The 23,263-nt window shown below is 65.7% G+C and carries 21 protein-coding genes; 9 read left to right on the forward strand and 12 right to left on the reverse strand.

What is annotated here, in order from left to right; genetic code table 11:
- Positions 1–89 precede the first annotated feature (89 nt).
- Entirely contained in the window at positions 90–2,738 is a 2,649-nt protein-coding gene (gene pepN, locus ACFOHJ_RS23180; protein WP_378225242.1) for an aminopeptidase N, read from the reverse strand.
- 153 nt (positions 2,739–2,891) lie between these two features.
- On the opposite strand from pepN, the gene ACFOHJ_RS23185 reads away from it, so the two are divergent.
- Positions 2,892–5,198, forward strand: a complete 2,307-nt coding sequence (locus ACFOHJ_RS23185) for a xanthine dehydrogenase family protein molybdopterin-binding subunit (protein ID WP_378225243.1) — start codon at positions 2,892–2,894, stop codon at positions 5,196–5,198.
- A complete protein-coding gene (locus ACFOHJ_RS23190; protein ID WP_378225245.1) occupies positions 5,195–6,145 on the forward strand; it encodes a DMT family transporter in 951 nt (316 codons plus the stop codon). The genes ACFOHJ_RS23185 and ACFOHJ_RS23190 overlap by 4 nt, the downstream gene beginning before the upstream one ends.
- Before the next feature lie 28 nt (positions 6,146–6,173).
- On the opposite strand, the gene ACFOHJ_RS23195 is transcribed toward ACFOHJ_RS23190, so the two are convergent.
- On the reverse strand, positions 6,174–7,049 hold the full coding sequence (locus tag ACFOHJ_RS23195) for a uracil-DNA glycosylase (protein ID WP_378225247.1): 876 nt from the start codon (positions 7,047–7,049) through the stop codon (positions 6,174–6,176).
- Between the two features lie 37 nt (positions 7,050–7,086).
- Entirely contained in the window at positions 7,087–7,734 is a 648-nt protein-coding gene (locus ACFOHJ_RS23200) for a hypothetical protein (protein ID WP_378225249.1), read from the reverse strand.
- A gap of 185 nt (positions 7,735–7,919) precedes the next feature.
- On the opposite strand from ACFOHJ_RS23200, the gene ACFOHJ_RS23205 reads away from it, so the two are divergent.
- Positions 7,920–9,602 carry an electron transfer flavoprotein-ubiquinone oxidoreductase gene (locus ACFOHJ_RS23205; RefSeq protein WP_378225250.1) on the forward strand — a complete coding sequence of 561 codons (1,683 nt, stop codon included), beginning with the start codon at positions 7,920–7,922 and terminating at the stop codon, positions 9,600–9,602.
- Between the two features lie 3 nt (positions 9,603–9,605).
- Here the strand turns inward: ACFOHJ_RS23205 and ACFOHJ_RS23210 are convergent, their stop codons facing one another.
- Complete coding sequence (locus ACFOHJ_RS23210; protein ID WP_378225252.1) at positions 9,606–10,655, reverse strand: endonuclease/exonuclease/phosphatase family protein; 1,050 nt, start codon at positions 10,653–10,655, stop codon at positions 9,606–9,608.
- 82 nt (positions 10,656–10,737) lie between these two features.
- Here ACFOHJ_RS23210 and ACFOHJ_RS23215 point away from each other — a divergent pair, with 82 nt between their 5' ends.
- Complete coding sequence (locus ACFOHJ_RS23215) at positions 10,738–11,343, forward strand: DUF922 domain-containing Zn-dependent protease (RefSeq protein WP_378225254.1); 606 nt, start codon at positions 10,738–10,740, stop codon at positions 11,341–11,343.
- A 3-nt stretch (positions 11,344–11,346) separates the two neighbouring features.
- Here the strand turns inward: ACFOHJ_RS23215 and ACFOHJ_RS23220 are convergent, their stop codons facing one another.
- The 3 genes from ACFOHJ_RS23220 to ACFOHJ_RS23230 all read right to left on the reverse strand — a co-directional run bounded on the left by ACFOHJ_RS23220 (position 11,347) and on the right by ACFOHJ_RS23230 (position 13,296).
- The gene (locus ACFOHJ_RS23220) at positions 11,347–12,846 is read right to left on the reverse strand and encodes an AMP nucleosidase (protein ID WP_378225255.1); all 1,500 of its coding nucleotides are present in this window, start codon (positions 12,844–12,846) and stop codon (positions 11,347–11,349) included.
- 66 nt (positions 12,847–12,912) lie between these two features.
- A complete protein-coding gene (locus tag ACFOHJ_RS23225; protein WP_378225257.1) occupies positions 12,913–13,107 on the reverse strand; it encodes a hypothetical protein in 195 nt (64 codons plus the stop codon).
- A gap of 27 nt (positions 13,108–13,134) precedes the next feature.
- Positions 13,135–13,296 carry a hypothetical protein gene (locus ACFOHJ_RS23230; RefSeq protein ID WP_378225258.1) on the reverse strand — a complete coding sequence of 54 codons (162 nt, stop codon included), beginning with the start codon at positions 13,294–13,296 and terminating at the stop codon, positions 13,135–13,137.
- 170 nt (positions 13,297–13,466) lie between these two features.
- On the opposite strand from ACFOHJ_RS23230, the gene ACFOHJ_RS23235 reads away from it, so the two are divergent.
- Positions 13,467–14,168: a glutathione binding-like protein gene (locus ACFOHJ_RS23235; RefSeq protein WP_378225260.1), complete on the forward strand. Its 702-nt coding sequence runs from the start codon at positions 13,467–13,469 to the stop codon at positions 14,166–14,168.
- Positions 14,169–14,196: 28 nt separating this feature from the next.
- On the opposite strand, the gene ACFOHJ_RS23240 is transcribed toward ACFOHJ_RS23235, so the two are convergent.
- Complete coding sequence (locus ACFOHJ_RS23240; protein ID WP_378225262.1) at positions 14,197–14,538, reverse strand: DUF2147 domain-containing protein; 342 nt, start codon at positions 14,536–14,538, stop codon at positions 14,197–14,199.
- A 426-nt stretch (positions 14,539–14,964) separates the two neighbouring features.
- Here ACFOHJ_RS23240 and ACFOHJ_RS23245 point away from each other — a divergent pair, with 426 nt between their 5' ends.
- The 4 genes from ACFOHJ_RS23245 to ACFOHJ_RS23260 all read left to right on the forward strand — a co-directional run bounded on the left by ACFOHJ_RS23245 (position 14,965) and on the right by ACFOHJ_RS23260 (position 17,474).
- Positions 14,965–15,231, forward strand: a complete 267-nt coding sequence (locus ACFOHJ_RS23245; RefSeq protein WP_378225264.1) for an SEL1-like repeat protein — start codon at positions 14,965–14,967, stop codon at positions 15,229–15,231.
- A gap of 331 nt (positions 15,232–15,562) precedes the next feature.
- Positions 15,563–16,687, forward strand: coding sequence for an ABC transporter substrate-binding protein (locus tag ACFOHJ_RS23250; protein WP_378225265.1), 1,125 nt, complete (start codon positions 15,563–15,565; stop codon positions 16,685–16,687).
- Positions 16,688–16,833: 146 nt separating this feature from the next.
- On the forward strand, positions 16,834–17,010 hold the full coding sequence (locus ACFOHJ_RS23255) for a hypothetical protein (RefSeq protein ID WP_378225267.1): 177 nt from the start codon (positions 16,834–16,836) through the stop codon (positions 17,008–17,010).
- 14 nt (positions 17,011–17,024) lie between these two features.
- On the forward strand, positions 17,025–17,474 hold the full coding sequence (locus ACFOHJ_RS23260; protein ID WP_378225269.1) for a universal stress protein: 450 nt from the start codon (positions 17,025–17,027) through the stop codon (positions 17,472–17,474).
- Here the strand turns inward: ACFOHJ_RS23260 and ACFOHJ_RS23265 are convergent.
- The 4 genes from ACFOHJ_RS23265 to ACFOHJ_RS23280 form a co-directional block, all read right to left on the reverse strand.
- A complete protein-coding gene (locus ACFOHJ_RS23265) occupies positions 17,471–19,573 on the reverse strand; it encodes an acetyl/propionyl/methylcrotonyl-CoA carboxylase subunit alpha (RefSeq protein ID WP_378225270.1) in 2,103 nt (700 codons plus the stop codon). The genes ACFOHJ_RS23260 and ACFOHJ_RS23265 overlap by 4 nt on opposite strands.
- A gap of 258 nt (positions 19,574–19,831) precedes the next feature.
- Positions 19,832–21,439 (reverse strand): carboxyl transferase domain-containing protein, encoded by a 1,608-nt coding sequence (locus ACFOHJ_RS23270; RefSeq protein ID WP_378225272.1) that lies wholly within the window; start codon positions 21,437–21,439, stop codon positions 19,832–19,834.
- A complete protein-coding gene (locus ACFOHJ_RS23275) occupies positions 21,439–22,602 on the reverse strand; it encodes an isovaleryl-CoA dehydrogenase (protein WP_378225274.1) in 1,164 nt (387 codons plus the stop codon). The genes ACFOHJ_RS23270 and ACFOHJ_RS23275 overlap by 1 nt, the downstream gene beginning before the upstream one ends.
- A complete protein-coding gene (locus ACFOHJ_RS23280; RefSeq protein ID WP_378225276.1) occupies positions 22,584–23,213 on the reverse strand; it encodes a TetR/AcrR family transcriptional regulator in 630 nt (209 codons plus the stop codon). Before ACFOHJ_RS23280 ends, ACFOHJ_RS23275 begins: the two co-directional genes overlap by 19 nt.
- Positions 23,214–23,263: the final 50 nt, after the last annotated feature.

Here is a 23,263-nt window from a genome sequence, read left to right on the forward strand (position 1 = left end):
CGCCTTGTCTAGGGGGCGGGCGAAAAAAGATTAAAAATCGAATAAAATCGCTGTCTTTCGCTCCGGATCGGCGGTGCTTCGCCGCCCGCTCAGGCCAGCGTGCGCTCGACGATGTCCTTGAGGTCCGCCGACAGGTTGCCCGTGGCCGCGATCCTCAGCAGGGCCTCGCGGGCCTTCGCCTGGCGTTGCGGATCCAGCGAGCGCCAGGATCGCAGCGCGGTGGCGAGCCGGGCGGCCATCTGCGGATTGCGCTTTTCGACCTCGAGGATGGTCTCGGCCCACAACCGGTAGCCTTCGCCGTCGGCGCGGTGGAAGCCGGTCTGGTTGGCGCTGGAAAACGTGCCGACAAGCGCGCGCAGGCGGTTCGGATTGGTCGTGGAGAACGCCGGATGGCGCATCAGCGCCCGCACGCTCTCGACCGTCTGAGGTCCCGGCACGCCGGCCTGGATCTGGAACCACTTGTCCATGACCAGCGGATCCGCCGCATAGCGTTTCTCGAATGCCGCCAGCGCCTCCACGGCTTGCGGCGAACCGTGGTGGACATGGGCAAGCACGGTCAGCGCCGCCGCCCGGTCGGTCATGTTGGTGGCGGCATGGAAGTGGCTGAGCGCCAGTCCCGCGCCGCCGTCGAGCAGCGAAAGGAAATCGAGCAGGACATTGCGCAGCGCCCGCCGCCCGGCGCTCGCCGCATCCGGGCTGAACGCGCCTTCGGCGTGAAGGTCTCGGTAAAGGCTGGAGAACATCTCCTTGTTTTCCCTGGCGATTGCGACGGCGATAGCCCGGCGCGCGGTAAAGACCGCGTCGGGGTCGATGTTCTTGCCGATGTCGCGGGCGATGTCGGCTTCGCCCGGAAGCGTGAGCGCCAGCGCCCGGTAGGCTTCCTCCAGCGAGGTGTCGCCGGCAATCTTTCCGGCCAGACGGCCCAGCCGTGGCGCGAGAACGGGCGTCTTGCCGCCGAGCAGCAGCCGGTAGGCGTTGATCAGCGCGTCGGTCAGAAGCGTGTTGAAGGCCTGCCAGCGGGCATATTCGTCGCTGTCGTGGCTGGCGAGGAAGAACAGGTCGTCGTCGCCTTGCGTCGCCGAAAGCGTGACCGGCGCCGAGAAGCCGCGGTTGAGCGACAAGGCAGGCCGGGCCTCGATGCCTGAGAAGCGCACGCTGTGCTGCCGCTTGCGGACATGGATGACGCCGCCTTCGACGGTCGCGCCCTCGACCGCTGTAGCAACGATGTCCTTGCCGTCCGGGCCGACGAGGCCGAAGGCGAGTGGGATGTGCATCAGCCGCTTGCGGCTCTCGGACGGGGTAGGCGGCACCGATTGCTCGATGTCGATGACGAATTCGCGCGCTGCCGCGTCGTAGGAGGAGGAGACGGCGAGGTTGGGCGTTCCGGCCTGATGGTACCAGAGCGCGAACTGCGACAGGTCGCGTCCCGACACGTCCTCGAAAGCCTTCAGGAAGTCCTCGATCGTCACGGCTTGCCCGTCATGACGCAGGAAATAGAGGTCCATGCCTTGCCGGAACGTCTCGGCGCCAAGGACGGTGCGGATCATGCGCACCACTTCCGACCCCTTCTCGTAGACGGTCGCCGTGTAGAAATTATTGATCTCGCGGTAACGCCTCGGCCTCACCGGATGCGCCAGCGGTCCCTGGTCTTCCGGGAACTGGTGGGCGCGCAGCGTGCGCACCTCGGCGATGCGCTTGACCGCGCGCGAGCGCTGGTCGGCGGAGAATTCGTGGTCGCGGAAGACCGTCAGCCCTTCCTTCAGGCAGAGCTGGAACCAGTCGCGGCAAGTGATTCTGTTGCCAGTCCAATTGTGGAAATACTCATGCGCGATGATCGCCTCGATATTGGCGAAGTCGGCATCGGTCGCCGTCTCCTGGTCGGCCAGCACGTATTTGTCGTTGAAGATGTTGAGGCCCTTGTTCTCCATCGCCCCCATGTTGAAGTCGGACACGGCGACGATGTTGAACACGTCGAGGTCGTATTCGCAGCCGAACACCTCCTCGTCCCACTTCATCGAGCGCTTCAGCGCGTCCATGGCGTAGTGGGCAAGCCTTTCCTTGCCGTGTTCGACGTAGATGCCGAGTTCGACCGTCCTGCCGGACATCGTGACGAAACTGTCCCGGATGACGCCGAGGTCGCCGGCGACCAGCGCGAACAGGTAGGACGGCTTGGGGAAGGGGTCGTGCCAGATGGCATAGTGCCGGCCGCCGGGCAGATCGCCGCTCTCGACCGGATTGCCGTTGGATAGCAGCAGCGGCGCGTCGCTCCTCAGCGCCTCGATGCGCACCGTGTAGACGCTGAGCACGTCCGGCCGGTCGAGGAAGTAGGCGATGCGGCGAAAGCCCTCCGCCTCGCATTGCGTGCAATAGACGCCGTTGGAACGGTAGAGCCCCATCAGCGCCTCGTTTTGCGCCGGCGCCAACTGCGTCTCGATCTCCAGCGTGAAGCGCCGGGCCGAAGGCAGGCGCGTGATGGTCAGGCTTTCCTGTGTGGCCGCATAGTCCTGTTCGGCCAAGGGCCGGCCGTCCACGGCGACCCGGGTAAGCCGCATCGGGCCGTCGCCGGCGAGTACCAGCGGCGTGGAAGGATCGACCGCCTCGCGCCGCTCGACCGAAAGCCGGGCTACGACGATGGTGTTTTCCGGCGACAGCCTGAACGTCAGCACCGTTTCGGGAATGAGATAGTCGCTGGGCCGATAGTCTTCGAGCTTGAAGACCTGGCCGATATCCGTGCGCATGGGGTGGCGTTCCCGATCATTTTCCGGCGGCGACAGGCGGCCGGCTGGTCCAACAGAGCCGAGGCCAGTGCTCTTTACACGAAACCGCCCCTCGACAAAACTGCCGCGCAACCTATTTGAAAACCTCGTTTCCCCAACACCGCGAGGCCACCCATGACCATCGTCACGCCGAAGTTCGGGATGGGCGCGTCCGTGCGCCGGGTCGAAGACCAGGCTTTCATCAACGGACATGGGCGCTATACCGACGATATCGGGCGCGAAGGCATGCTGCATGGCTATGTCCTGCGCTCGGCCGTCGCCAAGGGCGCGTTCAGGATCGGCTCGACCGAGGCGGCGCGCGCCGCGCCGGGTGTCCGACTGGTCCTGACCGGCAGCGACCTCGACCATCTCCGCCCGCTGAGGAGCGGGGCGATGCCGAGACAGCCGGACGGCAGCGTTGCGCCGACGCGCGACATCCCGATCCTGTGTCGCGACCGCGTCGCCTATGTCGGCGATGCCGTGGCCTTTATCGCCGCCGACAGCCGGGCCGAGGCACAGGACGCCGCCGAGCTGATCGAGATCGATTACGACACCGAGGAGGCCGCCGCCGACACCGCGACGGCGCTTGACCCGAAAACCCCGCTGGTGTGGCCGGAACTCGGCAGCAACCGGGCTTTCTCCCATCACATCGGCGACAAGGCCCGTACCGATGCGGCTTTCGCCCGCGCCGACAAAATCACGCGCATCGAGTTCGAGAACAATCGGCTGGTGGCCAATTACATGGAGCCGCGCGCCGCGATCGGCGAGTGGAATGCCGGCGAAGACCGCTTCGTGCTCACCTCCGGTTCGCAAGGCGTGCACTCGATGCAGAAAATCCTGGCCGGCGTCCTGGGCGTCGGCAAGGAGAAGCTGCGCGTGGTGACGCCCGATGTCGGCGGCGGCTTCGGCACCAAGGCTTTCGTCTACCGCGAATATGCGCTGGTGCTGGAGGCGGCGAGGCGGCTTGGCCGGCCGGTCAAGTGGACCGGCGAGCGCACCGAGCATTTCCTCACCGACGCCCATGGCCGCGACAACGCCGTCACCGCCGAAATGGCGATGGACAGGGACGGCCGGTTCCTCGGCCTCAGGGTTGACCTCGCCGCCAATATGGGCGCCTATATTTCGCAATACGGGCCGATGATCCCGACGATCGGCGTCACCATGTCGACCGGCGTCTACGCCATAGAGGCGATCGACGTGTCCGTGACCGGCGTCTACACCAACACCTGTCCGGTCGACGCCTATCGCGGCGCGGGGCGCCCGGAAGCGGCGCTGCTGATCGAAAAGCTGGTCGATGCCTGCGCCCACGACACGGGCCTTGCGGTGGACGAGATACGCCGTCGCAATTTCATCCGCCCCGACCAGTTCCCCTATCGCACGCAGACGGGCCGGCTCTACGATACCGGCGAGTTCGAAGGCCACATGGCGCTTGCCATGGAGCGCGCGGACTGGGCCGGGTTTGACGCGCGCCTGCAACGGTCGCGGGCCGCGGGAAAAATCCGCGGCATCGGCATGGCGACCTATGTCGAGGCCTGCGCCTTCCCCGGTTCGGAGCCGGCCTTTCTCGAACTCGAGGGCGACGGCTCGGTGACGCTCAGGATCGGCACGCAGAGCAACGGGCAGGGCCACGCCACCGCCTACGCCCAGTTCGTTTCGGAAAAGCTCGGTCTCGATCCCGAACGGATTCACGTCCGCCAGGGCGACACCGACGAGCTGAAGGCCGGCAGCGGCACCGGCGGCTCGCGCTCGATCCCGCTCGGCGGGGTTTCGGCCGCGCGTGCCGGCGGCGACCTCGCCGAGAAGATCAGGCGCATCGCCGCCGACGAACTGGAAGCCTCCGCCGGCGATATCGAACTGGCCGACGGTTTCGCCCGGATCGTCGGCACCGACCATGCCATCGATTTTTCCGCCATCGCCAAGGCGGCCAAGAACCCCGACGATCTCAAGGGTTTCGGCGAATTCGTGCAGGACGAATGCACCTATCCCAACGGCACCCATATCTGCGAGGTCGAGATCGACCCTGATACCGGCCTGCTGGAGGTCGCTCGTTACACGGTCGTCGACGATTTCGGCGTCACCGTGAACCCGATGCTGCTCGCCGGGCAGGTGCATGGCGGCGTGGTGCAGGGCATCGGCCAGGCGCTGAGCGAGGGCGCGGTCTACGGCGACGACGGCCAGCTTCTGACGGCAAGTTTCATGGATTACGCCGTGCCGCGCGCCGACAGCGTGCCGTCCTTCCACTTCGAAACCCGTAACGTGCCCTCCACCACCAATGCTCTCGGGATCAAGGGTGCGGGCGAGGCCGGCACCATCGGTTCGACGCCTGCCGCACTTAATGCCGTGACGGATGCGCTTTTTCGTGGTTATGGGATCAGGCACATCGAAATGCCTGCGACTCCGATGCGCATCTGGGCGGCGATAAGGAACGCGACCGTGAAGTGACAGAGAAGACGGCCCCCGGTGCCCGGGGCGCGCTTACCGCCATAGCGCTCAAGGTCATGTCGGTGACGATCTTCGTCGCCATGTCCTCGCTCATCAAGGCGGCCGGACCGCTGCCTGCGGGCCAGATTGTCTTCTATCGATCCTTTTTCGCCATCTTCCCCATCCTGTTCTTCCTCGGCTTCAGGCATGAACTGCATACGGCGCTGGCCACCAAAAGGCCGTTCGGCCATGTCGTGCGCGGGCTGATCGGCGTCTGTGCCATGGCGTTCACCTTCTTTGCCCTGACGCGCCTGCCGCTGCCGGACGCGATCACGCTGAACTATGCGCAGCCGCTGCTGGTGGTCGTGTTCAGCTCGATCTTCCTGGGCGAGACGGTGCGCCTCTACCGCTGGAGCGCGGTCGTGGTCGGGCTCGTCGGGGTGGTCATCATTTCGTGGCCGGAACTGACGCTGCTGACCTCCGGCTCGGCGCTGGACGATCAGGAGGTGCTGGGCGTGATGGCGGCCTTCGGCGGCGCCGGCTGTTCCGCCGTTGCCGCCATCCTGGTGCGCAACCTTGTGCATAGCGAAAGGACGGCGACCATCGTCCTGTGGTTTTCGCTGACCGCCAGCGTGCTTGCGCTGCTTTCCCTGCCGTTCGGCTGGGAAATGCTGTCGCTGACGCAAAGCCTGCTCCTCATCGGGGCGGGCTTCTGCGGCGGCATCGCGCAGATATTGATGACCTCGGCCTACCGCCACGCGGAAGTGTCGACGGTCGCCCCCTTCGAATATACGTCGATGATCCTCGCCATCGTGGTGGGCTATGTGGCGTTCGGCGACGTGCCGACGCTCTACGTGCTGGTCGGCGGGTCGATCGTGGTCGGTGCCGGCATCTTCATCATCCTGCGCGAGCGCCAGCTTGGACTGGAGCGCGGCAAGGCCCGCAAGGCCGTGCCGTTGCAAGGATAACCGGGGCAAGGATGAGCGGGGGAACGGGTCAGGCCGCCCCGGTCTCGCGCAGTTTCATCTTCACTTCGAGGAAGTCGCGCCACGCCAGCTTCTTGTGGTTGGGCGTACGCAGCAGATAGGCCGGGTGCAGCGTCGGCATGGCGGGGATGACGATGCCGGAAGCGGTGGCGTAGCTTCGCCATTGGCCGCGCAGGCGCAGGATGCCCTCGCTGGTGTCGAGCAGCGTCTTGGCCGACGCGCCGCCCAGATGCACCAGCACCGCCGGGTTGACCAGTTCGATCTGCCTTTCGATGAACGGGCGGCAGATCTGGGTTTCATGCGGCGTCGGGGTGCGGTTGCCCGGCGGACGCCACGGGATCACGTTCGCGATATAGACGCTGTTGCGGTCGAGCCCGATGGCGGCCAGCATCTTGTCCAGCAACTGGCCCGATCGCCCGACGAAGGGGCGGCCCTCGATGTCCTCGTCGCGCCCCGGTGCCTCGCCGACCAGCATCAGGCGCGCCTGCGGGTTGCCGTCGGAAAAAACCGTATTCTTCGCCGTGGACTTCAGGTTGCAGCCCTCGAACGAGGCCACCGCCTCGCGCAATTCGTCCAGGTTGCAGGCCTTTGCCGCCAGTTCGCGCGCGAGCCCGGCCTGTGCCTCGTCCGGGACGGCCGCAGGCGTGGCCGGGCCAGGGCGGGGCGCAGCCTTCCCCGATTCGCGCTCCGGCCTGCGGGTGCCCGGGTTCTGGCCCGCGTCGTTGTCGGAGGAGGGGACAGGTTGTGCCCGCTCCGGCCGGGTCGCCGCCGCTTGCGCGAAGCGGTCGATCGGCTCCTCGCTCAAGGCCTCGTCGACGCCCGCGTTGGCATAGAAGGACAACAGTTCGCGCAGGCCGGGCCGGTCGGGGGACGGAGTGGAGATCATGGCCGCACCATCGACCGCGCGCCTCGCTTTTGCAAGGTCAGGTCGAGGGAATACGCGGGTCCTGCACCAGATAGAATGTCCAGCGCGGGGTGTAGTCGGTGATCAGGAAATCGAACGTACCCGTTTCCAGCGGGTCGATCTTGCCGTTCTTGAACAGCAGGCGGTCATAGGGCTCGAATTCGCGGCTGAATTCGGCGAAATGGCTGGAGAAGATCGTGGTCGGGTTTTCGCTGCGCTGGTCGAAGGAGAGGCCGTCGCCATAGGTACTCGGCTGGCCGAGGATTTCCTGCAGTTCGAACTCGAATTCGACCCAGGCCTGGCCGCTGTTGTTCAGCGTTCGGATGCGCAGGTAGAGAATGCCGTTGGCATAGGCGCCGGAAAAATCGAAGGGCCGGATCGGGCGCGTGGTACGGATGGTGAGGGTCACCGGCGTTGCCGAGTTCAGTTCCTCCTCGATGGTGATCGGGTCGTCCCTGGTGCCGCTGCCCGAGGCGCCGGTGATGTGGAAGCCGCCCAGTTCGTCGGAGAAGGAATAGGCGCCGGCGAGCCATGGCTGCTCTTGCCCGCCGCCGCAAAGGGCCGGTTGGCATATCCCTGCCAGAAAAAGCAGGCTTGCGCAGCCCGTGATGCCGGCTGTGCCCAAAACGCGCGTCATTGAAAGGCCGGCTGGTCCATGAATGCGCATCTGGCAAGTATGGCGCAACTCGCCGATCCCGGATAGGTGCGTCCAAAAGACCGCTATGCGGAGCCTGCGCCTTGTTGGAAATGGCGGATTGTCACGCCTGCGCCGGTTTCGCGTCGCTCCTTGATGCGCTATGGAGCGCGTGAGCCAGCAAAATTACCGGACCGGCGGAGCCAGCGGGAGGGATCATGAGCGACGAGATTGAACGCGAGAGCATGGAATTCGATGTGGTCATCGTCGGCGCCGGGCCGGCGGGCCTTTCGGCGGCCATCCGGCTCAAGCAGGTAAACCCCGACCTGTCCGTGGTCGTGCTGGAAAAGGGCGGCGAGGTCGGAGCCCATATCCTTTCCGGCGCCGTCGTCGATCCGATCGGCATCGATCGGCTGCTGCCGGGCTGGCGCGAAGAGGGAGACCATCCGTTCAAGACGCCGGTCACCGCCGATCATTTCCTGGTTCTGGGCCCGGCCGGTTCGGTGAAGCTGCCGAACTTCATGATGCCGCCGCTGATGAACAATCACGGCAACTACATCGTTTCGCTGGGCAACGTCTCGCGCTGGCTCGCCGCCAAGGCCGAGGCGCTCGGCGTCGAGATCTATCCGGGCTTCGCGGCGACCGGCCTGACCTATGACGACAAGGGCGCGGTGACGGGCGTCATCACCGGCGACATGGGCGTGGAACGGGACGGGACGCACGGGCCGAACTACGCGCCGGGCATGGCGCTGATGGGCAAGTATGTGCTGATCGGCGAGGGCGCGCGCGGCTCGCTCGCCAAGCAACTGATCGCCAAGTACAATCTTTCGGAAGGCCGCGAGCCCGGAAAGTTCGGCATCGGCCTCAAGGAACTGTGGCAGGTGAAGCCGGAGAACCACAAGCCGGGGCTGGTCCAGCATTCGTTCGGCTGGCCGCTCGACATGAAGACCGGCGGCGGTTCCTTCCTCTACCATCTCGAAGACAACATGGTGGCGGTCGGCTTCGTCGTTCACCTCAATTACAAGAACCCGTGGCTGTCGCCATTCGAGGAATTCCAGCGCTTCAAGACCCACCCGGCGATCCGCGGCACCTTCGAGGGCGCCAAGCGCATCGGCTACGGCGCGCGCGCCATCACCGAAGGCGGTTGGCAATCGGTGCCGAAGCTTTCCTTCCCCGGCGGCGCGCTGATGGGCTGCTCGGCCGGCCTCGTCAACGTGCCGCGCATCAAGGGCTCGCACAACGCGGTGCTGTCGGGCATGCTGGCCGCCGAGCATGTGGCGGAAGCGATTGCCGCCGGCCGCGCCAATGACGAGCTTGCCTCCTACGAGGCGGCGTGGCGCGACACCGCCATCGGCAAGGACCTGAAGAAGGTGCGCAACGTCAAGCCGCTGTGGTCGCGCTTCGGCACCATCGCCGGCGTCGCCGTGGGCGGGCTCGACATGTGGCTGAACACGCTGTTCGGCTTCTCGCCCTTCGGCACGCTGAAGCACGGCAAGACCGACGCCGCCTCGCTGGAGCCGGCCTCGAAGCATCAGAAGATCGTCTATCCGAAGCCGGACGGCGTGCTGACCTTCGACCGGCTGTCCTCGGTGTTCCTGTCCAACACCAATCACGAGGAGAACGAGCCCGTTCACCTGCTCGTCGGCGACATGGACTTGCAGAAGCGTTCCGAGCACGACGTCTTTGCCGGGCCCTCGACGCGCTATTGCCCGGCCGGCGTCTACGAATGGGTGGATGCCGACGGCAACGCCGCAGCCGACCCGTCGGCCAAGGACGTGCGCTTCGTCATCAACGCGCAGAACTGCGTGCACTGCAAGACCTGCGACATCAAGGACCCGAACCAGAACATCACCTGGGTGCCGCCGCAGGGTGGCGAAGGGCCCGTCTACCAGAATATGTGATCGTCAGCGGGTGGCGTTGACGGCCAGTTCGGGGCCGGTCGAGGCGAAGGCGGTAGCGCCTTCGTTCTCGGGCTGGCCGGGCTGTGGCCGAAGCGAAAACTGCACCATCACCGGCAGGTGATCCGAGCCGACAGGCTCCAGCCGTGTCGCCGAATGGATCAGCACCGCGCCCCTGCTGAAGACCTGGTCGATGGGCAGGCCCGAAAAGCGCAGCAGTTCCGGCAGCTTGATGTATTGCCAGGTGGGCCCGACCGAAGGCATCGGCGTGAGGCCGCCGGCAGTGGCCAGTTGCCTCACCGTCGCGCTCCATGGCACCGCGTTGCAGTCGCCGGCCACGACGGCTGTCGGGCCGAGCGACGAAAGCGGTATCGCCACCTGGCTTGCCTGGCCGCCGTGGGCGAACGGCCACGGCCAGCGAAGATGAAGGGCCACGACATCTACCGGCGTGCCGCCGAAATCGACGCTGGCGAGCGCCAGCGCACCGCCGGTGGAGCAATACGGCTCGCTGTCGGCCGCGAACGGCCGGCGCGACAGGATGGCGACGCCCGATGAACCGTGCGGGGAAGAGCAGACGATCCGGTGCGGATAGGCCTTCGCAAGGAGGTCGAGCTTGTCCTTCCACATCGGCGAGACCTCCTCGAGCGTCACCACGTCCGGTTGGGCGCGGCCGATCAGCGACAGCACCTTTTCCGGCGCCGGGTTGTCGAAGCGAAGGTTCAACTGCAGCAGGCGGTAGACGGCGCGGTCGCCCGCATCGGCGACGAAGCCGGCCTGGACCGGTGACAGGCCGGGTATCCGCAGCGCGGCGTAGGTGGTGGAGAGTGCCGCGGCCGAGAAGACGAGCGCCACTACCGCTTCGATGCGCAGGGGCGTGAACAGGAGCGGCAGTGCCACGAGCGCCAGCAGCACGGCGAGATGGAGCCGCAGTTGCGCAAACGCGTCGAGTGCCGGATGGAAATCGCCGAAGAAACCGAGCGCCAGCGCCAGCGAGATGGCCATGATTGCGAGCAGGGCCGGCCGCTGATAACGCGCGGGGAAATGATGCGTCGGCAATTGCTGTATCCCCACCGTTGATGATCGAGCCTCTGACGCATATCTTTCGCGCGAAATTGCGGCGGCCATGCGAGGAGACCGGATGAATTGCAGGAGAGGGTGGGGGCTGCTTCTGGCCGTCCCGGTTGCCGCTTGCGTGGCGGCGCAGGCCCGTGCCGACGGGCAGGTTGTCGAGCGGACCGAGCCCTATGCGATTTCGGGCACCTCGGGGCCGGAACTCTATGCCTCGATCGGCGAGCGCGGGCCGCTCGTCGGCGAGGGCGTGCGCACCATCGCCCATACGAATTTCAAGCTCACCTGGACGCGCGACTACCAGCGGCGCGGCAACGCCTGCACGCTGGCCTTGGCGCGCCCGAAGCTGATCATCACCTATACGCTGCCGAAACCCTCCGCCAAGCTGCCGCCGGCCGTCCAGAAGCGCTGGGAGGTCTTCATCGACGGCATCCGGCGCCACGAGAAGGTGCATGGCGAGGACATCAAGTCGATGGTGAAGCGCATAGAAGCGACGACCATCGGCTTCACCGTCGATAACGATCCCAAATGCACGAAAATCCGGGAAGCGATCAAGGAGCCGCTGTCGCAGGCTTCGCTCGCCCAGCGCCGGCAAAGCCGCGAGTTCGACCGTGTCGAAATGGGCGAAGGCGGCAACATCCGCCGCCTCATCCTCGGCCTGCTCAACGGGGAGTAGGGGCTACTGGAATGCCGTCTCGGAAAAGCTGCGCAGCTTGCGAGAGTGCAGGCGTTCCATCGGCATTTGGGACAGCTTTTCCATCGCCCTGATGCCGATGGTGAGGTGTTGCGCCACCTGCCGCTTGTAGAATTCCGTTGCCATGCCTGGCAACTTGAGTTCGCCGTGCAGCGGCTTGTCCGAGACGCACAGCAGCGTGCCGTAGGGCACGCGGAAGCGGAAGCCGTTGGCCGCGATCGTCGCCGATTCCATGTCGAGCGCGATGGCGCGCGACTGCGACAGGCGCTGCACGGGGCCGCGCTGGTCGCGCAGTTCCCAGTTGCGGTTGTCGATGGTGGCGACGGTGCCGGTGCGCATGATGCGCTTCAGGTCGTAGCCGGAAAGGCCGGTGATCTCGGCGACCGCTTCCTGGAGCGCCACCTGGATTTCGGCCAGCGCCGGGATCGGCACCCACACCGGTAGATCGTCGTCGAGCACGTGGTCCTCGCGCACATAGGCGTGCGCCAGCACATAGTCGCCGAGCGCCTGCGTATTGCGCAGGCCGGCGCAGTGGCCGAGCATCACCCAGGCATGCGGCCGCAGCACCGCGATGTGGTCGGTGATCGTCTTGGCGTTGGAAGGACCGACGCCGATATTGACCATGGTGATGCCGCCATGGTCCGGCTTCTTAAGGTGATAGGCGGGCATTTGCGGCATGCGCACGCCGTTGCCTGCTTCCGCCGGCTTTTCCCCCGCCAGTGTGACGATATTGCCGGGTTCGACGAACTCGCTATATCCGCCGCCGCCGTTCGCCATCAGGTCGCGGGCGCGCTCGGCGAATTCGTCGATATAGACCTGATAGTTGGTGAACAGCACGAAGTTCTGGAAGTGTTGCGGGCTGGTCGCGGTGTAGTGGGTGAGCCGGTGCAGCGAATAGTCGACGCGCTGGGCCGTAAACGGCGCCAGCGGCCGCGCCTCGCCGAGCGCCACCTCGAAGGTGCCGTTGGCGATCTGGTCGTCGGTGCCGTCGAGATCCGGAACGTCGAACAGGTCGCGGATCGGCCGCTTGATGCGCTCGGCCGCCGAACTGTCGACATGGGTGCCTTCCAGGAAGGCGAAATGCAGCGGGATCGGCGTGGCGGACTGCGAGACCGTGACCGGAACGCCGTGGTTGCGCATGATCAGCCGAAGCTGCTCGGTCAGGTAGGCTTGGAACAGGTCGGGCCGGGTGACGGTGGTGGAAAAAGTGCCGGGGTTCGGCATGTGGCCATAGGCCTGGCGCGAATCCACCTGGCCGAACGATGTCGTGGTGACGCCGACCTGCGGATAGAAGGCGCGGTAGCGCTTGCTGTTGTCGCCCCCGGCGGCAAGCGCGGCAAAGGAATCGCGTAGGAAGCGGGTGTTGCGCTCGTAGAGCTTCTCCAGCGCCGCCACGGCCTCGCCCGCATCGCTGAAGCTTTGCGGGGCGTAGGGCTCAGGCATCGCGACCTGGTCGACCGTCGGCGGGTAGATTCGATTTTCCATGCCCCATTATAGGGGTTTGTACGGCGGTGGGGAGGGGGATGCCACCGGCACCGAACGCGTTATTTTTCAGTCGCGCTGCAGGCTGACCAGGAGCACGAAACCGGCGCCGGCGCCCTTGCGCAGGGCCGGCGCCTCGATCGTCGAGCCGTTGTCGGCGCGCATCGCCGGCACCGCCAGGACGGGCGCTGCCAGCGCCAGCAGGATCAGCGATGCCCGCGGGACGAGGCGGAGGAATTTGGCGATGGCGGCGGTGGAGGTCATGGCGGTGTGTCGCTTTTGAAAAGGGTTTCAGTGGCCCGAACGGGGCTGGCAAGACAGCGTGCGGCAAAGGGCGAAGCCGGCTTCGTCCCAGGCGCGGGGCTGGCGGCTGGCCTCTGCGACCAGGATGGCGAAGCCCATGCCGAACAGGGTCATCAGCAGGCAGACGATGGTGAAGCGGCGAGCAAGCATTGGCGGTGTCCCCTTTTGTGCTTGCAGATTGCGCCAACCCCGCTGAACCGGCTCTGATACCGGCGTTCATCTGCGGTTCAAATTTATTGACGCTGCTTTACCGCCGCCGCTCCTTGTGTTCGCGGGTCGCGGGCTTATCTGGAAGATGAGCATTGATTGGAGAAAACGGCATGCCGCAGCAGACCATACCCGTCGAACTCTACTATTGGCCGACGCCGAACGGTCACAAGATTTCGATCATGCTGGAGGAACTGCGCGTTCCCTACAGCGTCAAATACGTCAATATCGGCAAGGGTGAGCAGTTCGAGCCGTCTTTCCTGAAGATTTCGCCGAACAACCGCATGCCCGCCATCATCGATCCGGAAGGGCCGGGCGGAAAGCCGATCTCGGTGTTCGAATCCGGCGCCATTCTCCAGTATCTCGGCCGCAAGTTCGGCCACTTCTATTCGGCCGAGGAGCGCCAGCGCACGGAAATCGACCAATGGCTGTTCTGGCAGATGGGCGGGCTTGGCCCGATGGCTGGGCAGGCTCATCACTTCCGGCAGTATGCGCCGGAAAAGGTGCCGTACGCGATCGATCGCTACACCAAGGAGGTCAACCGGCTCTACGGCGTCCTCAACAAGCGGCTGGCGGATCGCGAGTATCTGGCCGGCGACTATTCGATCGCCGACATCGCCTCGTTCCCCTGGACCCGCTCCTATGAAAACCAGGGGCAGGACCTGAACGATTTTCCGAACATGAAGCGGTGGTTCGAAGCCATTGCCGCCCGTCCCGCCGTCCAGCGCGGCCTCGAGGTCGGCAAGGAGCGGCGCAGCAACCTTGCCGATGACAAGGAAGCGCAGAAGGTCCTGTTCGGGCAGACGGCGCGGTAAACGGGGGCGGTTTCTGCCCCCATTTCCCTTACATTTTCGTCCAGGTCTGGCTGTCGCACAACACGGCGAGCACGCAGCCCGAAAGGGTGAGCTTACCGCCCGCGAGCTTCGCTTTGCCGGAGTAGGTCTTGCCGTTCGACGGCCGGGTGATGGTGCCGGTGTAGGTGCTGTCGCCGCTTGCCTTCACCGCGCCGATGGTCTTGCCGGCGTATTCGCCGCTCGTCAGCTTGATGCAGAACGAGCCGCCACAAGCGCTGATGACGGCGTTGCTGCCGTGCTGCGTCTTCCAGTTGCCCTCGATGGGGTCGGTGCAGGCGGCGCCTGCCGCCATCAGCAGGGCCACGCCGGCCACGCCCAGCCTGGTGAACATCGGATTTCCTCCCCCTTGGCCGAAACCGGTGCGCGATCTCCCCTTAGCGCAGGCGCAGGCTAGTCGAGTTTCGGGGTAAACGAAAGCGCCGTCGCGGCCGCGGCTCCCATACCTTTGCGCGTGGCCCCAAGACGGCCTCCGGTGCCGGGCCTCGACGGGTTTCCGTTCGCCGATGGTTTGCGTGGTTAGCGAAGTCTTGATTCCGAACGATCGGATTTTCGTCGGATTTTAGCCGAATCCGCGCAATTGCAGGGGTTTCTATCCTTAACGAACTTTGACGTTTACCTCTTGTTTTAGCTTTGTTTTCTCCAAATTAAGCAAGCCATTTAACGACGGATTCAAGCCTCGGGCGCATCCTCGACCCATCAAAAGAGCAGCCCCGGCGGGGCAAAAAAATGGCTCTCAGGATCAGGACAGGGGTTGAAGATGGCACGTTTTGAAATGCTTGAATCGGGCTTCGGCACCATGGGGGCGACCGCCCAGGCTGACGTCCTTCTGGAGCTGGGCATGATGTATGCGACCGGCCGCGATTGCGACCCCGATGTCGTCGCTGCCCACAAATGGTTCAACATCGCGGCGATCAAGGGTTCGGGCCGCGCCGCCGAGCTGCGCTCGGAACTGTCGGCCACCATGTCGAAGGCCGATATCGCCAGGGCGCTGCGCGAAGCCCGCGAATGGATGACGATGCACTGATCCGACGTGGATCGGTCGGCGGGATGAGACGTTGATTGATCCAGCGCAAAGAGCGCGTCGCGGATGTGAATTAAGGAGTGCGGCATCGGGCAGGCAAGCCGCACGAAAAGACAGGGTTGGCTGAGCTTCGTGGCGCGGGGGCGCTGGGAGTTACGCAACGGGCAAGCCGCGACCGGCCATCATAAGGCCGGCGCGGCTTTCGCTTTTCCGCCTTGCCGCCGTGCCGATCCCACGGCGATGCAGGGCACTGGACAGATTTCTCGAAGAGTGAAAATGTCGCCGCCTCGGGAGTGAGGCGCTGCCAGGTGGCCGCGCATTTTGGGAGGGTGGAATGAACAAAACAAAGCTTTTCGGTGCGGCCCTGTTCGGGCTGGCGATGGGGGCCACGGCCGCCCACGCCGATGACATCAACATCGCCGTCGCGGGCCCGATGACTGGCCAGTTGGCGACCATCGGCGACCAGTTCAAGCAGGGCGCGCAGGCTGCCGCCGACGCCATCAACGCCGCTGGCGGCGTCGCCGGCAAGCAGATCAAGCTGACGCTGGAAGACGACCAGTGCGACCCCAAGCAGGCGGTGTCCATCGCCAACCGCATCGTTGCCAACGGCATCAAGTTCATCGACGGCCATGCCTGTTCCGGCTCCAGCATCCCGGCCTCCGCCGTCTATGCCGAAGCCGGCGCGGTGATGATGAGCCCGGCTTCGTCCAACCCGGTGATGACCGACGACGCGGCCGCCAAGGGCTGGAACACCATCATGCGCCTTTACACGCGCGACGACGCGCAGGGCGCTTTCATCGGCCCGTGGATCGCCAAGAAATATGCCGGCAAGAACCTCGTCATCCTGCATGACAAGAGCGCCTACGGCCAGGGCATCGCCGATGCGGTCCGCGCCACCGCTGGCGAAAACGGGCTGAAAGAAGCGCTCTACGAAGGCATCAACGCCGGCGAGAAGGACTATTCCGCGCTGGTGACCAAGCTGAAGGAACTGAAGGCCGACGTGGTCTATTTCGGCGGCTACCACCCGGAGGCGGGCCTGATCATGCGCCAGGCCGGCGAGCAGAACTTCAAGTTCCAGCTCATCATGCCGGATTCCATCGCCTCGCCTGAATTCTGGCAGGTTGCCGGCCCGGCGGGCGAGGGCACCATGTTCGTGTTCCCGTCCGATCCGCAGTCGAAGCCTGAGGCCAAGGAAGCCATCGACAAGATCAAGGCCGGCGGCTTCGTGCCGGAAGGCTTCACGCTGTTTTCCTATGCGGTGATCCAGGCCTTCGCGCAGGGCATAGAGCGTGCAGGCAGCGACGATCCGGCCAAGGTCGCCGAAGCGCTGAAGAACGGCGAGCCGATCCAGACCGTGGTCGGGCCCGTCACCTTCGACAAGAAGGGCGACATGACCAACGCCAGCTACGACATCAACCAGTGGCACGACGGCAAATACGCGCCGATCGCGCAGGACTGACGTCCGGCTTCAGAGATGGTGGAATGGCCGGGTTCGCTCCCGGCCATTTTCGCTTGCGGCGACAGAGCTGACGCCGAACCTTGATCCGCCGCAAAGAATTCCCCGGCCGCTCGGCCAAATCTCCCGGAAAGGAAGGAGATTTAGCCATGCTGACCGAAACCTCCCGCAACCGGATCATCCTCGCCATCGCGCTTCTCGCCCTCGCCGGCTGCGTTGTTGCCAGCGTCGCCGTCGGGGCCGGCCTGTTCCAGATCGTCATGATCGGGATATTGGCCGTCTCTGCCGCGATCATTGCGACGATGTTCGCCGTGGTCGTGAACTGAGCGTAGAGGCGGGCATGTACGACCATATCCTCATCCCGACCGATGGTTCCGCGGTGGCCGAACTCGGCGTGCGGCACGGCCTGGCGCTGGCCAAAAAGCATGGCAGCAAGGCAACCGTGGTGACGGTGACCGAGCCGCTCGGAGGCCAGTTCGCCTTCGCCTCCGACCTGTGGGCGCCGAGCGAAAGCGAGATCGCCGCCTATGACGAGGCCCAGCGCCAGATCGCCGGGCGCATCCTCGGCGCAGTCAAGCAGGAAGCCGACGAAATGGGGATTGCGGTCGAGACGGTCCACATCCCGTGGCGGCTGGCGGCGCGAGCGTTGGTGGAACTGGCCGACGAGAAGGGATGCAGCCTGATCGTCATGGCCTCGCATGGCCGCACCGGCCTCGACCGCGTCATGTTGGGAAGCCAGACGGCGGAAGTTCTCGCGACGGCCAGCGTGCCCGTGCTGGTCGCGCGCTAACCGGCTGGGTGTTGGCCGGCGTCCTGATCGGCGAAGCGCACCAGCACCACGCCGTCGTTCACCTGCGCGCCTTCCGCCGCGATCTCGGCGATGACGCCGTCATGCGGGGCGGCGATGGTGTGCTCCATCTTCATCGCCTCGAGGATGAGCAGCGGCTGGCCCTTGGCGACGGTCTCGCCCCTGGCGACGCGCACCAGCTTGACCAGCCCGGGCATCGGCGCGCGCAGGCTGCCGACGCCGCCCGCTCCGCCATCGGCCTGCTCCAGCGGATCGGGCACGGCGAAGGTATATCCTACCGCCCCGTCGAAGACGGTGACGTGGCCCGGCCAGCGGGCTAGCCGGGTTGAAGGCTCACCCCCGCCCCTAACCCCTCCCCGCAAGGGGGAGGGGGACAAGGAGCCGTCGCGCCGGTCGGGCGGAAACACTTCGGAATAGGGGCGCTGGGATTCCCCTCCCCCTTGCGGGGTGGGGGTAGGGCCTTGTGCGGAAGTCCTGCCTTTGTGCGCGGGGGGTATCGCCACGCTCCACCGTCCATCTTCGACGTCTACCGTCGCCGCGATCCCTTCCTCGCCGAACCGCAACTCCACCCGCTTCGGCATCGCTTGAAAATGCGCATAGCCGGGAAGGCCCGACCACGGGTCGTCCGTCGCCGGCCGCTGATCGATGCCTGCGGCGGCGAGCGCGGCCGCCGCGACGATGTCTTTGGCGGGAGGCGGCGGGGCGGCAGTCAAGGTGTCCTGGTGCCGGGCGATCAGTCCGGTATCGACATTGCCGGAAGAGAAATCCGAATCGGCCGCGAGGGCCGCCAGGAAGGCGACGTTGACGGTCGCGCCCGCGATCTCGGTATGCGCCAGCGCCTCGCGCAGCGCGGCGAGCGCCGACGGGCGGTCCGGCCCGTGCACGACCAGCTTGGCGATCATCGGATCGTAATAGGGCGAAATGGCATCACCTGCGCGCACGCCGGTCTCGATGCGCATTTCGGTGCCGGCCGGCGCCGTCTCGGGGAATTTCAGGTGGTGCAGCGTTCCCGTCGCCGGCAAGAATCCCTTGGCGGCGTCCTCCGCATAGAGCCGGGCCTCGAAGGCGTGGCCGGCAAGCCGGATGTCCTCCTGCGCCTTGGGCAACCGCTCGCCGGCCGCCACCCGCAACTGCCACTCCACCAGGTCCAGCCCCGTCACCATTTCGGTCACCGGATGCTCGACCTGGAGCCGCGTGTTCATTTCCATGAACCAGAAGCGGTCGGGCCGCAGCCCCTGCGAGGTGTCGACGATGAACTCGATCGTCCCGGCTCCCGAATAGGCGATGGCCTTGGCCGCCGTCACCGCGGCTTCGGTCATGGCCGCGCGCATTGCCTCGGTCATGCCGGGGGCGGGGGCTTCCTCGATCACCTTCTGGTGGCGGCGCTGCGCGGAGCAGTCACGCTCGAAAAGGTGCACCGCATTGCCGAAATTGTCGCCGAACACCTGACATTCGATATGGCGCGGCTTCTCGATGTATTTTTCCACCAGCACGCGGTCGTCGCCGAAGGCGGCCTTGGCCTCGCGCCGCGCGCCCGACAGCGCCTCGGCGAAATCGTCGGGGTTGTCGACGCGCCGCATGCCCTTGCCGCCGCCGCCGGCACGCGCCTTGATCAGCACCGGGTAGCCGATCTCGCGCGCCTTGGAGGCGAGGATGACGATTTCCTGCGCCTCGCCATGATAGCCGGGCACCACCGGAACGCCCGCCTGTTCCATCAGCCGCTTGGCGGCGTCCTTCAGCCCCATGGCGCGGATCGAGGCGGCGGAAGGGCCGATGAAGGTCAGGCCGGCCGCCACGGCCTTGTCGACGAAATCCGGGTTCTCGGACAGGAAGCCGTAGCCGGGATGGATCGCCTCGGCCCCGCGCATGCGCGCCGCCTCGATGATCTTGTCTGCCACCAGATAGCTTTCACCGACCGGGGCAGGGCCGATCCGCACCGCCTCGTCGGCCATCTCCACATGCAGCGCGTGCGCGTCCGCGTCCGAATAGACCGCGACCGTCGCGATCCCCATGCGGCGGGCGGTGCGGATGATGCGGCAGGCGATTTCGCCACGATTGGCGATCAGGATTTTAGCGAACATCGGTACGGTGCTCCCCGGTGTGGGCTTCAGTACCCCCACCCCTAACCCCTCCCCACAAGGGGGAGGAGGACACCGGCGTTTCCATAACTGCCAACGCAGGTCGTCGCGACGCGTCCCTAAAATCCCCCTCCCCCTTGTGGGGAGGGGTTAGGGGTGGGGGTGCCGAAGGCAGCGGAGTTCGGTCTGCTACTGCCCCGGTGTCGAGGGAAGATGGCCGGCAGGCCAGAGGAGGGCGGATCGGGCTTGTCATCATATCCCTCACATCCTGAACAGGCCGAACTTGGTGTCGGGGATCGGCGCGTTGAGCGCGGCCGAGAGCGACAGCGCCAGCACCTCGCGCGACCTGGCCGGGTCGATGATGCCGTCGTCCCACAGCCGCGCCGAGGAATAGAGCGGATGGCCCTCGTGCTCGTATTTCATCAGGATAGGCTTCCTGAATTTTGCCTCGTCCTCGGCGCTCCAGCTTTCGCCCTTGCGCTCGATGCCCTCGCGTTTGACCATGGCGAGCACGGTCGCCGCCTGTTCGCCGCCCATCACCGAGATGCGCGCATTCGGCCACATCCACAGAAAACGGGGCGAGAAGGCCCGCCCGCACATGCCGTAATTGCCGGCGCCGAACGAGCCGCCGATGATCATCGTCACTTTCGGCACCTGAGCGGTGGAAACCGCCGTCACCAGCTTCGCGCCGTCCTTGGCGATGCCGCCGGCCTCGTATTTCGCACCCACCATGAAGCCGGTGATGTTTTGCAGGAACACCAGCGGGATCTTGCGCTGGCAGCACAGTTCGATGAAATGCGCGCCCTTCAGCGCGCTTTCGGAAAACAGCACCCCGTTGTTGGCGATGACGCCGACCGGCATGCCATGGAGATGCGCGAAGCCGGTGACCAGCGTGGTGCCGTAATTGGCCTTGAACTCGTCCAACTCGGAGCCGTCGACGATGCGCGCGATCACCTCGCGCACGTCATAGGGCTGGCGCGTGTCGGCCGGGACGATGCCGTAGATTTCATCCGCGGCGTGAAGCGGTTGAATCGGTTTCTGCAGCGTCAGGCCTACGGCCTTGTTGCGATTGAGGTTCCTGACGATGCGGCGCACGATGGCGAGCGCATGGACGTCGCTTTCGGCCAGGTGGTCGGCGACGCCGGAAAGACGTGTGTGCAGGTCGGCGCCGCCCAGTTCCTCGGCGCTCACTTCCTCGCCGGTCGCCGCCTTCACCAGCGGCGGGCCGCCGAGGAAGATGGTGGCCTGGCCACGCACCATGATCGATTCGTCGGCCATCGCCGGCACATAGGCGCCGCCGGCGGTGCAGGAGCCCATGACGCAGGCGATCTGCGGGATGCCGGCCGCCGACATCGTCGCCTGGTTGAAGAAGATGCGGCCGAAATGCTCCCGGTCGGGGAAAACCTCGTCCTGGTTGGGCAGGTTGGCGCCGCCTGAATCGACCAGGTAGATGCAGGGCAGGTTGTTCTGCAGCGCGATTTCCTGCGCCCGCAAGTGCTTCTTCACCGTCATCGGGTAGTAGGTGCCGCCCTTCACGGTGGCGTCGTTGACCACCACCATGACCTCGGTGCCTTCGACGCGGCCGATGCCGCAGATCATGCCGGCCGACGAAATGTCGCCGCCATACATGTTCCAGGCGGCGAACTGGCCGATTTCGAGAAACGGCGAGCCGGTGTCGAGGAGCTGCGCCAGCCGCTCGCGCGGCAACAGCTTGCCCCGCCCGACATGCCGGGCGCGCGCTTCCTCCGAGCCGCCGAGCGCAACGCTCGCCGCCTTCTCGGCGATATCGGCCACCACCTCGCGCATATGCTCCGCATTGGCGCGGAAGCTTTCGGAGGAGGGCGAGATCTGCGACTGGATGACGGGCATCAAGCGTCCTCCGCCATGATCTCGCGACCGATCAGCCAGCGGCGGATTTCGGAGGTGCCGGCGCCGATCTCGTAGAGCTTGGCGTCGCGCAGCAGGCGCCCCGTGGGGTAGTCGTTGATATAGCCGTTGCCGCCCAGCAGCTGGATGGCGTCGAGCGCCATCTGCGTGGCGCGCTCGGCGGCGAACAGGATGCAGCCGGCGGCGTCCTTGCGCGTCGTCTCGCCGCGGTCGCAGGCGGAGGCGACGGCATAGACATAGGCCCTGCTGGCGCTGAGCGTCGTGTACATGTCCGCCAACTTGCCCTGAACGAGCTGGAAGTCGCCGATCGCCTGGCCGAACTGGCGCCTGGTGCGCACATAGGGCGCGGCGACGTCGAGGCAGGCGGCCATGATGCCGAGCGGCCCGCCCGAAAGCACGGTGCGCTCATAGTCGAGGCCGGACATCAGCACCTCGACGCCGCGATTTTCCTGCCCCAGCACGTTCTCGAACGGCACCTCGACCTCGTCGAACACCAGTTCGCCGGTGTCGGAACCGCGCATGCCGAGCTTGTCCAGCTTCTGCGCCACCGAAAACCCCTTCATGCCGCGCTCGATGATGAAGGCGGTGATGCCGCGGGAGCCCATGGTGGGCTCGGTCTTGGCATAGACCACCAGCGTTTCGGCGGCCGGGCCGTTGGTGATCCACATCTTGGTGCCGGAAAGCACGTAGCGGTCGTTCTTCTTGTCGGCGCGAAGCCGCATCGACACCACGTCCGAGCCGGAGCCGGGCTCCGACATGGCCAGCGAGCCGACATGCGCGCCCGAGCATAGCGCCGGCAGGTATTTCTGCTTCTGTTCGGGCGTCGCCCAGCGGTTGATCTGGTTGACGCACAGGTTGGAATGCGCGCCGTAGGAGAGGCCGACCGAGGCCGATGCGCGCGAAATCTCCTCCATCGCCACCACATGGGCGAGGTAGCCCATGCTGGAGCCGCCGAAATCCGGATTGGCGGTGATGCCGAGCAGGCCAAGCTCTCCCAACTCGGCCCACAGATGCGTTGGAAACGCATTGGAACGGTCGATGTCGGCGGCGATCGGGGCGATCTTCTCCTGCGCGAAGCGGCGAACCATGTCGCGCAAGGCTTCTATGTCGTCGTCATGCCCGAAGTTCAGCGCGTGCGTGTACATGCCGATCCTCCCTCCCTCATTGTTGCACCCACCAGGCGCATTGTCATCGAAAGATAGTTTTGCGTCACTTCCGCCGCCGAGAGGCGCTCGCCGGGGCGGAACCAGACGATCACTCCGGTCAGCATCTGGATCAGCGCCATGGCGGTCAGCCCGGCGTCGTCGACCGCAAAGGCGCCGCTTTCCGCGCCCTCGCGCAGGATCGCCCGCAGTTCCTTCTCGTAGGCGGTGCGTAGCTTGAGGATCACGGTCAGCCGCTCGGGCGAGAGGCTGCGCAGTTCCATGTTCGACACATGCGTCGAATGCCGCCGCGCGATATGAAAAGCGATGTGGTTTTCGACGAAGGCGGCAAGCCGGGCCGTCGGGTCGCCGCCGGCGGGGCGCTGCGCTTCCCATGCCGCGACCAGCGCTTCCATGTGTTCGCGCATGAGCGTGAACAGAAGCTCTTCCTTGGTCGGGAAGTAGCGGTAGAGCGCTGCCGCCTGCACGCCGACCTCGTCGGCCAGCCGGCGCATCGACATGGCCTCGTAGCCGTGGCGCGCCATCAGGCTCGCCGCCGCCTTGCGGATAGCGATCTCCGTTTTTTCTCCGTCGGACCCGATCGTGCGCGCCATTCGGAGATTAATAAAACGAATGTTCAATTAATTCAAGTGTCGGCGATGCG

The sequence above is a fragment of the Aquamicrobium soli genome (assembly GCF_042646345.1).
Classification (GTDB): Bacteria; Pseudomonadota; Alphaproteobacteria; order Rhizobiales; family Rhizobiaceae; genus Mesorhizobium; species Mesorhizobium soli_A.